This window comes from Desulfonauticus sp. (assembly GCF_055126295.1).
Window position 1 is genome coordinate 195,684 of sequence record NZ_JBSRHE010000002.1, and the last position, 9,718, is coordinate 205,401.

At 33.9% G+C, this 9,718-nt stretch carries 10 protein-coding genes; 5 read left to right on the plus strand and 5 right to left on the minus strand.

The window, feature by feature from the left end; genetic code table 11:
- Positions 1-86: 86 nt before the first annotated feature.
- Genes murJ through ACTCIM_RS02185 form a run of 3 tightly spaced genes read left to right on the plus strand, consistent with a single transcriptional unit; the run spans position 87 to position 3,525 of the window.
- Complete coding sequence (gene murJ / locus ACTCIM_RS02175; RefSeq protein ID WP_472313597.1) at positions 87-1,622, plus strand: murein biosynthesis integral membrane protein MurJ; 1,536 nt, start codon at positions 87-89, stop codon at positions 1,620-1,622.
- A 2-nt stretch (positions 1,623-1,624) separates the two neighbouring features.
- A complete protein-coding gene (locus tag ACTCIM_RS02180; protein WP_472313599.1) occupies positions 1,625-2,812 on the plus strand; it encodes a DUF1015 family protein in 1,188 nt (395 codons plus the stop codon).
- Entirely contained in the window at positions 2,803-3,525 is a 723-nt protein-coding gene (locus tag ACTCIM_RS02185; protein WP_472313601.1) for a tRNA1(Val) (adenine(37)-N6)-methyltransferase, read from the plus strand. Before ACTCIM_RS02180 ends, ACTCIM_RS02185 begins: the two co-directional genes overlap by 10 nt.
- A gap of 8 nt (positions 3,526-3,533) precedes the next feature.
- On the opposite strand, the gene nadD is transcribed toward ACTCIM_RS02185, so the two are convergent.
- From nadD to ACTCIM_RS02205, 4 genes are read right to left on the minus strand one after another with little or no spacing between them, the layout of a single operon-like run.
- A complete protein-coding gene (nadD, locus tag ACTCIM_RS02190) occupies positions 3,534-4,190 on the minus strand; it encodes a nicotinate (nicotinamide) nucleotide adenylyltransferase (protein ID WP_472313602.1) in 657 nt (218 codons plus the stop codon).
- A 5-nt stretch (positions 4,191-4,195) separates the two neighbouring features.
- Positions 4,196-4,987, minus strand: coding sequence for an ABC transporter permease (locus tag ACTCIM_RS02195; RefSeq protein WP_472313605.1), 792 nt, complete (start codon positions 4,985-4,987; stop codon positions 4,196-4,198).
- A complete protein-coding gene (locus ACTCIM_RS02200) occupies positions 4,975-5,619 on the minus strand; it encodes an ABC transporter ATP-binding protein (protein WP_472313607.1) in 645 nt (214 codons plus the stop codon). Before ACTCIM_RS02200 ends, ACTCIM_RS02195 begins: the two co-directional genes overlap by 13 nt.
- A 9-nt stretch (positions 5,620-5,628) precedes the next feature.
- Entirely contained in the window at positions 5,629-6,078 is a 450-nt protein-coding gene (locus ACTCIM_RS02205; RefSeq protein WP_472313608.1) for a CoA-binding protein, read from the minus strand.
- 68 nt (positions 6,079-6,146) lie between these two features.
- On the opposite strand from ACTCIM_RS02205, the gene ACTCIM_RS02210 reads away from it, so the two are divergent.
- Positions 6,147-7,841: a cation:proton antiporter domain-containing protein gene (locus tag ACTCIM_RS02210; protein WP_472313610.1), complete on the plus strand. Its 1,695-nt coding sequence runs from the start codon at positions 6,147-6,149 to the stop codon at positions 7,839-7,841.
- Positions 7,842-7,859: 18 nt separating this feature from the next.
- On the opposite strand, the gene ACTCIM_RS02215 is transcribed toward ACTCIM_RS02210, so the two are convergent.
- Positions 7,860-8,240 (minus strand): DUF3617 domain-containing protein, encoded by a 381-nt coding sequence (locus ACTCIM_RS02215; RefSeq protein WP_472313613.1) that lies wholly within the window; start codon positions 8,238-8,240, stop codon positions 7,860-7,862.
- 160 nt (positions 8,241-8,400) lie between these two features.
- Here ACTCIM_RS02215 and ACTCIM_RS02220 point away from each other — a divergent pair, with 160 nt between their 5' ends.
- The gene (locus ACTCIM_RS02220; protein WP_472313615.1) at positions 8,401-9,621 is read left to right on the plus strand and encodes an LL-diaminopimelate aminotransferase; all 1,221 of its coding nucleotides are present in this window, start codon (positions 8,401-8,403) and stop codon (positions 9,619-9,621) included.
- The last annotated feature ends 97 nt before the right edge of the window (positions 9,622-9,718 follow it).

Below are 9,718 nucleotides of genomic sequence, written 5' to 3' on the forward strand. Positions count from 1 at the left end.
TTTCAAACTTGAATTCTATAGAATAATCCCTTAGAGATACTTTTGCTTTTGGGCTTTTCATCTCTAAAACCACTGGAAAAATTTTGGTGAGTACTACTGCTTCCAACAATTTATTAAAACTAGCTAAAAATACCTTTATTGTAGCCTCAGCCACCTTTCTAAGTCGTATTTTAGGCTTTGTGCGAGACCTGACCTTAGCCATCACCTTAGGCGCTGGTCCGCAGGCTGATGCCTTTTTTGTAGCCTTTCGCTTACCCAATCTTTTAAGAAGATTATTTGCCGAAGGCTCTCTTAGCATGGCTTTTATTCCTGTATTTGCTAAAACAAAAGAAGAAAGTCTTCAAAAGGCCTTTGTTGTAGCTAGATCTCTACAGATATGGATAATATTTCTCCTTTCCCTAATTGTTTTCTTAGGAATAATAGAAGCTAATAGTCTTATTTCTCTTATTGCACCAGGCTTTAAAGACAATCCTCAATTATTTGAATTAACTGTAACTCTAACCCAAATCTGCTTACCTTACATTATCTTTATTTCATCGGTAGCTCTTTATATGGGGATTTTAAATTCCCTGGATCACTTTTTATTCCCGGCTCTAGCTCCTTGTATCTTAAATTTAACTTTAATTTCCTTTGCCCTATTTGGTCATTATTTTAAGCTAAATATAAGCAAAACCCTGGCAATAGGAGTTTTAGCAGCAGGTATCTTGCAAGCACTAAGTCAATTTCCAGCTCTGAAAAAAACAGGTTTTTCTTTTAAAGGAAAAATAAAACTCTTTTCTCAAGAACTAAAAAAAATTTTTCTACTAACCTTACCCACTATTTTAGGCTCTGCAGTATATCAAATAAACATTCTTCTTATCACTTTGTTGGCTTCTTTTTTACCTGTAGGTTCTATTTCTTATCTCTACTATGCTGATAGATTGGTCCAGTTTCCCCTGGGAGTATTTGGCATTGCCATTGGAACAGTAGCTCTCCCTACCTTTAGTTCCCTTTTAGCTCAAAAAAAGATTAAAGAATTGGAGCACAACTTAAGCACTGCCATTAACCTAAACCTATTTATTTCTTTACCTGCTGCAGCAGGGCTTATGGCTCTATCCACTCCCATTATCCAAACCCTTTTTGGCCATGGTTCTTTCACCCAAGCCGATGTAGAGCTCACAGCCCATGCCCTTATTGCTTACTCCCTGGGTTTGCCAGCCTTTTCCTTAACCAAAACCCTGGTGTCCAGTTTTTATGCCTTTGAAGATACCAAAAGGCCTGTGTTTATCTCCATACTAAGTTTATTTACCAATCTCACCTTGGGATTTTTATTGATGAAGCCACTTAAACACGCAGGCTTAGCTCTGGCAGTATCTTTTTCTTCCTGGTTAAATATTATCTTGTTAATTTATTTTTTAAAGAAAAAAATCAAAATAAATTGGGATAAAAAAGATATTACAATTTGTTTAAGCTTAAGTGCCATTATTTACTTAATAGCCTTTAAACTAAAATTGAATATTTTAGGATTACTGCTAACTATAATCATTTTAGCTCTTTTTTATATTTTAAGCAGCTATTTTTTACAAAGCAAATCTTCTATATTAATTATAAAAGGAATTATGAAAAAAATAAAAAAGGAGTAGAAATGCCAAGGTTTAAACCACTTTTGTTTACCACTTACAACTGGGGAAAAGACATAAACCCTCAAAATATATGTACTCCTCCCTATGATGTGTACGATAACAAGTATAGAGAAATACTATTTAAAAAAAGTAATTATAATTTTGCTCACCTTGATTTGCCCTTAAGTTATGAACAAGCTCAAAAAAATATTTTAGAATGGCAAAAAAAAGAAATCCTCAGAAAACTTTCTCAAGAATCCTTTATTTTGCTTAAAACTGAATATGAAGTTGAAAATAAATCTTTTACGCGGTGGGGAGTCTTGGGAGGCTTAAAATTAAGTCCTTTAGGCAAAGAATATGTGTTTCCCCATGAAAAAACCTATCCCAAAGCAAAAGAAGATAGGTTAAAGCTTATGCAAAGCACCTCTTCCCAATTTAGCCCTATTTTTGGACTCTATGCAGATAGCACTCTGTTTTTAACCAGGCTGGCAGAAGAAATAAGCACTTCACCCTGCTGGTTAACCTTTAAAGAAACTGAAAACCTAAAACACTCGGCCTGGCTTATTCCTGAAAAATTTAACTCAAAGATAATAAACTTTTTCCAGGATAAAAAAATATTTATAGCAGATGGACATCACCGCTACGAAACAGCTTTAAATTATCAAAAAATACAAAATAGACCTGGACCCTGGGATTATGTTTTTATGTATTTAAGCAACATGTCTTCTCCAGGAGTAAATATCCTTCCCTACCACAGACTGTTAAGCTGGGAAGAAAATTTCCATCTGGATAAAATAGAAAAGGCAAGTTCTGATTTTTTTATAACCAATTTAGATATAGATAATACAAAAAATGATTTTGATTTTATATTCTTAAGTAAAAATAAAACACTTGGATTTAAATACAAAAAAGAAAGAAAAGATAACTTTCACCACATAAGCACTTATATCCTGGACGAATATATTTTAAAGAAAATATTTAACATTTCTGAAGAAAAACTACTAACAGGAAAATACATAAAATATACCCCTTTTGCCGAAGAGGTAAAAACTGAAGTATTAACCGGTCACTATCAAGCTGGTTTTTTAGTACAAAAGGTAGAGCTTACTACTTTTCAAGAAATGTGTTTACAAAATCAACTTATGCCCAGAAAATCAACCTATTTTTATCCTAAAATACCTTCAGGGCTTGTTTTTTACTCATGGATTTAAGTACTTTTCCCCAGTCTTTAAGCCAACCTAAAAAGGGGTTTCGCTTTGCTCTGGACTCCTTACTCTTGGCTTCTTTTGCTCAACCCAAAAACAACTGGAAAATTTTAGACCTAGGTTGTGGATGCGGGGTAATAGGTTTGGCCTTGATTTTAAAAAACATTCAACTTTCTCTTAAGGTCTGGGGAATGGACATTGATTTACATATGCTTGTCCATTTACGCCAAAATTTACAAAAAACAAAGATAAAAAATTATTTCCCTTTTATTGGAGATATAAAAAACTGTATTAACATTTTTAAAAAGGGAGAATTTTTCGACCAGATTCTTTTAAACCCACCTTACAGATTGTTAAATACAGGAAAGCTTTCACCCTATGAAAATAAAAACCAGGCTAAGTTCGAACAAAAAACAACTCTAAATGACTTTATACAGGGAGCAAAATTTCTGCTAAAAAATAAAAAAGAACTATTACTCTGTTATTTAAGCGAACAACTGGATTATTTAATGGAAGTACTGGTTGTAAATAGATTTAGAGTAAAAGAGCTACTCTTTATCTATCCTAGACTAAATCATTATCCTAAAATCGTCCTGGTCAAAGCCATCAAAAACGGTAACCCTGGCCTAAAAGTTTTACCCCCTCTTATTCTCTATGCTCATCCTACTCAAAATATATATACTTTAGAAGCTAAAAGTTTTTGCCCCTTTTTAAAATAAGACTATTCTTATTTTTCCTTCTCTCTCCAAAACTTTTCCACTAAATTTCTATTTTCTTCTAAAAAAAATTCTACTTTTGCAGGAAGTAAAAAAGAAAGATCTTTATGATTTAAAAATTTTTTTCTAATAGAAGAAGAACTAATGTTTATATCTAAAGAATTTAGAAGCAAAACCTCATTCTTACCTTTTTTCCAACCCCAAGCAGTTTCTTTTTCTACCTGTAAAAAGGAAAAGGCAAATTGAGAAAGTTCTTGTAAGTCTATATAATTTCTTCTAATTACAATTAAGCTGGCATAATCAAGCAGTGTATTTCCCTTATACCAGGTAGGTAAGGATAAAAAATCACCATCACCTAGTATAAAGTAAAAATCATCCTGAGTATAATTCTTATTAAGATAGTCAAGAGTTTTAACAGTATAAGATATACCTCCAAGTTTTTCTTCTACTGTAGAAATTTTTATCTTTTCCAATCCTTCTAAGGCAAGATTTAACATCTGCAAACGGTAAGGATAAGGTAAAATATTCTCTTGCTTCTTATGAGGAGAGATATAGGCAGGAACAAGCCAGACCCTATCCAGAGAATATACTTCTAAAGCTTCTATAGCCAAGCGTAGATGCCCGATGTGTACAGGATTAAAGGTTCCACCCAGTAAACCTATTTTCAAAGGCTTTACTCCTCTTTAAAAATATCTCTTTTAAGCAATCCACCACTATCAAAACAAAAGGGAAAAGTAAGAACAATAGATAAGACCACACTCATAGTAGTACTGGATAAAATGCCCAACATAATCATAATCTGGTATTTTACAGCTAATTCTGGACTGGCCCCACCTAGAATGGTTCCTGTCATCATGCCAGGCAAAGAAACTATTCCCATGGTAGCCATAGCTGCCAAAGTGGGTTTTAAAGCAAGCTTAACACTACTTTGCACATAGGGAAAAATAGCTTCTTTTACATTTGCTCCCAGGCTAAGTAAATAAAAATATCTTTTTTGATTATCTCTTATCTTTTCATAAACAGAAGAAAGGCCTACAATATTTCCACGCATCGAGTTTCCTAAAACCATTCCTCCTAAAACAATTAAATACCTGGCATCAAATATTTTTTCTAAATCAAGAACAAAACTATTAAGATAAATTACAACTATAAAAACAGAAGCAAAAAAAGAAAAAAATACTGGTAAAAACACCTTTTTCCATTTCAAAGGAGAATTTTTTATCGCAGAAAACACAGCAGTAACAATCATTACTGCTAACCATAATATATTTATCCAGGTATTATTCAATTTAAATAAGTATTTTAAAAACAATCCAATCAAAATCAACTGCAAAGACATTCTAACAACAGAGTATAAAACATCTTTAACTAAAAAAAGTTTAAAAAAAAGACTTAAGCCTATAGGAATTAGCAAGAGTAAAAAAGAATGAGCTAAATTAAAGTAACTTATTGTTATATTTGCCATTTATTTTGCTCCAGATTAAAAACCTTGGCTTTATTAGTATCCAGCCATTCACTATCATGAGATATGCTTAATACCGTCAGACTCTTTTGATTTAAAAAATAATCCACAACCTTTTTTTTAAGTTTTCTATCCAGAGAAGAAGTGGCTTCATCCAGTAAAAAAATTTTTCTCTTCAGCAGCAAAGCAATGGCCAAAGCCAAACGCTGTCTTTCCCCACCAGAAACTTCTTCACTTTTTTTCTCCAACACTGAAAAAGGAAGCTCAAGAAAGGTAAAAATATTTTCTCTTTCTTCAAGTGAAGGTTTTATTTTTTGATTGGCTTTTAAAGAAAAGACATATTCCCAAAAATTTGTAACCTTTCCTTCTGGAAAGGATACATCCTGGTCTATATAAGCTATTTGGCTTCTTATCTTCCAGATATTTTGTTTAGATACTTTTTCTCCAGAAAAAAGTATCTCTCCCTGGTAATCATTTATAAATCCTAAAATAATCTTGAAAAGAGAAGTCTTGCCTATGCCAGATGAACCTATAAAAACGACTTTATCACCTGGATAAATTTTTAGGTTTAAATCCTGAAAAATTTTTTTTTCATAACTTAAATTTACTTTTCTAAGTTCCAGCACTGGCACCATTTTATTTTCCTATAAGGTGTTTTCTTTTAATAATAAGTGAACCTTTTTAAAACAAAAATTCATCACTCCCTTAATTCCTTTAGATTTGGCTAAATTTAGGGCTTCTTCTTGTATAATTCTTTCTTGGAGCCAGATGTATTTTACTTTTCTCAAAATAGCTTCTTTAACTATATCTAAAACATAATCAGGGTGGCGAAATATAATCACTGTATCTATATCTATTTCCTGGGGAATATTTACTAAAGAAGGATAACACTTTTGTTCCAAAATATAACTTTGAGCTGGATTGACAGGAATCACTTTAAACCCTTCTTGCAGTAAATAATTCATCACTTGATAGCTGGGTCTTTCAGGCTTAGGGCTTGCTCCTACTAAAGCAATTGTCTGTGTATTTTGTACAATTTCTTTGGCTTCTAAAGGTATTTGACTATAATCTGGTAAAGTACATTCCATACCCATTGCACTTACTCCTTTTTTAGTTTAAAAACATATCTACCTATAAATAACCTTACAACAACCTGATTTTTATGGAAAGCTTAATCTTAGTCCTTGTTTTAGGTATTTTAGGGTATTTACTGGGAGAATTTTTTAAAAAGCCTCCTCTCTTGCTTTACCTGGGGTTTGGACTTTTGCTAGGGCCTGCAGGTTTTCATCTTATCTCCCCTCTTCACTTAAAAGAAGTACTACCTTTTTTACTGGAAGGAGGCTTAGCCATAATTCTGTTTGAAGGGGGGTTAAGCCTTGTCTCCTATGGGCTTTCCTCTCCTCCTTCCTTTTTTATCCCCAACTTTTTGTTCACCAGTTTAATCACTTTTTTTCTCTCTGGGTTAAGTGCCAAGTTCCTGCTCCATTTGTCCTGGCCCTTTGCAACTTTCTTAGCCATTTTGACCCTAATCACAGGTCCTACAGTTATCAACCCTCTTTTAAAAACCTATCCTTTAAAAAGGGACGTGGAACTTTTTCTCCACTGGGAATCCATTTGGATAGATATCATTGGCATTTTACTGGCCAGCGTTTCGCTGCAATTTATTGGGAATCAGCAACTAAGTCAAAATTTTTACAACCTCTTACCCATTACCCTTGGTACCTTTTTAGGAATAGGAAGTGGATACTTGCTCCACTTTATTCTTCAACTTCTCTTAAAACACTTTAAAAAAGATAATGTAGTCCTTTTAACCAGTTTAGGGTTTATCTTAGGTCTTTTTTTTCTCACCGAACACTTTATGCCTCAATCAGGTCCCTTGTGTATTGCCTTAACCGGTTTTATTCTGGCCAAACAAAAAGGTCCTTACCTGCTGCAAGTACACCGCTTTAAGGATTTAATTAGCACTTTAACCATCTCTTTTTTGTTTGTCTTAATCTCTTCCCTGGTTGACTTCAAACACATCTTGGAAAATTTTGCTCCTATTTTAATATTTAGTCTAAGTGTAATTTTTCTTATCCGCCCCCTGGCTACCCTTTTGGGATTTAAGGGAAAATTAAAGGAAAAGATATTCATAGGTCTTATAGCTCCCAAGGGAATTGTCTGCCTGACCATGGTCTCCTATTTAGGACTAATTGTGCAGAACAAGGAACAAGAAATAATCTTACAGACCATATTTATTCTTATTGTCTTAACTTCTCTTTGGGTGAGTATGGGAACAAAATTTTTAGCTCAAAAATGTAATATTTTAATAAATTATGAAAGTACTGGAGTTATTATTGCAGGGATAAATCCTTTCAGCCTAAAACTAGGAGACTTATTATCTTCCTATGTTCCAGTAGCCTTTTTAGATAGCAACCCTAATATATGCTCTTACCTGGAAAAAAACATACAAATTCCTACCTGCTCTTATCTTTTAGATGCCAGTGTATATGAAGATGCGCTTTTAGAAGGGTATAGAAGAATTATTATTGTAACCACAGATGAAGCAATAAATGAACTAACCGCCCAAATAGCCTCAAAATTCTTCTCTCCTCAATTGGTTTATAAAATACAAAATGCCAACTCTAACCAGGAGCAAACCTTTTCTGTTCCAGCTAATACGTTTCCTCTTTCCACTTTGGAACTAAAAAAGATAATTGAACAAATGGGCAATGAAGAAATTGTCTTAACTATAGAAAATTCTCCCTCTCCTCAAAGTAAAGTCCTGGCCAAAATTATAAATTCTAGACAAATATGTTTTGACCTGGATTCAAAACACCAGGCAGAAAAATATATAGTTTTAAAAAGTAAAAATTAAATAATTTTACTAAAAAACTTAATCACATTCTCCTATGCGTTTTCCTTTTAAGTGAGTAGTCATAACCATTCCTTGATAATTGGTTTTCATAGTTCCTTCCATTTCTTCACCCATATAAGTTACTTCTATTTCACTAATATTTTTTATTCCACTGTTTATACATTCAATCGTAAATTCTAATGTGTCGCCAGTAATAGATTTCTTAAGGATCTTACAATTATCATTATCCTTGCTTTCTTCGTCTACAGGAATGGCATTATCTGCAGTAAGGCAAGTAACATAATCAGAAGCAGGAATGGAAAAGTTAAAAGGCATCCCTGTAGTTTCCACTTTGGTGCTTATTTTCCACTTCCCTTCTTTTAAATTAGGTCCAGAAGAACAGGCTACTATTAATAACATAGCCAAAACTAAAAAAACCTAAACATCTTACACCTCCTTTTTTGTAATAACTTATACCATTGTTTTTTCTCTTTTGTCTATGTTTTTTCTAAATTTGTAATTTGACAGAGAAAGGTTATTTTTTCAAAATAAGAAAAACCAGTAAAAGAGGAGATATTTAATGATTAAAGTAAACTCTCATTATTTAAAACTAAAATCATCCTACCTTTTTGCGGATATTGCCAGAAGGGTAAGGGATTTCCAGGAAAAAAATCCCAATGTATCTATTATTCGTTTAGGCATTGGCGATGTCACCCTTCCTTTACCCCCTGCTTGTATCAAAGCCTTACATCAAGCAGTGGATGAAATGGCCAGTGCTTCTACCTTTAGAGGATATGGGCCAGAACAGGGATATGATTTTTTAAGAGAAAAGATTGCCCAACATGATTATCAAGCAAGAGGAGTTGACATCTCTCCAGAAGAAATCTTTATCAGCGATGGTGCTAAATGCGATACAGGTAATTTCCAGGAACTCTTTGCGCAGGACATAAAAATAGCCGTGCCTGACCCTGTTTATCCTGTTTATGTTGATACCAATGTAATGGCAGGAAGAACAGGTGAATTTAAAGACGAGAGGTATGAAGGCTTGGTGTATTTGGCTTCAACCAAAGAGAATAACTACCTTCCTGAACTTCCCAGTCAAAAAGTAGATTTAATTTACCTTTGTTTTCCCAATAATCCTACAGGGGCTACAATAGGGAAAGAAGAGCTTACCAGGTGGGTAAACTATGCTTTAGAAAATAAGGCCTTAATACTTTTTGATGCTGCTTATGAGGCCTTTATCCAAGATGAAAACTTACCCCATTCCATATTTGAAATCCCTCAGGCGAAAAAGGTAGCAGTGGAGTTTAGAAGCTTTTCCAAAACTGCTGGTTTTACTGGAACCAGATGCGCCTTTACTGTAGTTCCCAAAGAATGTGTTATTTATACAGAACAAGGAAATCCCATAGAACTGCACAAACTCTGGTTGCGCAGACAAACTACCAAATTTAACGGAGTGGCCTACCCCATTCAAAGGGCAGCAGAAGCTGTTTATTCGCCTGAAGGCCAACAGGAAATCAAAAATAATATCAATTACTACCTGAAAAATGCCCAGTTGATCAGGACAACCATTAGTGACCTAGGTCTTCACTGTGTAGGAGGAGAAAACTCTCCCTATATATGGATAGAATGTAAAAGAGACTCCTGGGAATTTTTTGACCTCTTACTCCAAAAAGCAGGAGTGGTTTGTACTCCTGGAGTAGGTTTTGGTAAGTGTGGGCAGGGCTATGTGCGTTTAAGCGCCTTTAATAGTTATGAAAATGTCCAAGAAGCTATGCAGAGGATAAAAAATATTTTCTAAATGTTAATGGCCAATTAAAATGAGCCCTAATCGGACAATAATTTTGAGCCACTTCTAGAGTGCAACAGATGGCAAAAGGCCATATCCTTCTAATTGT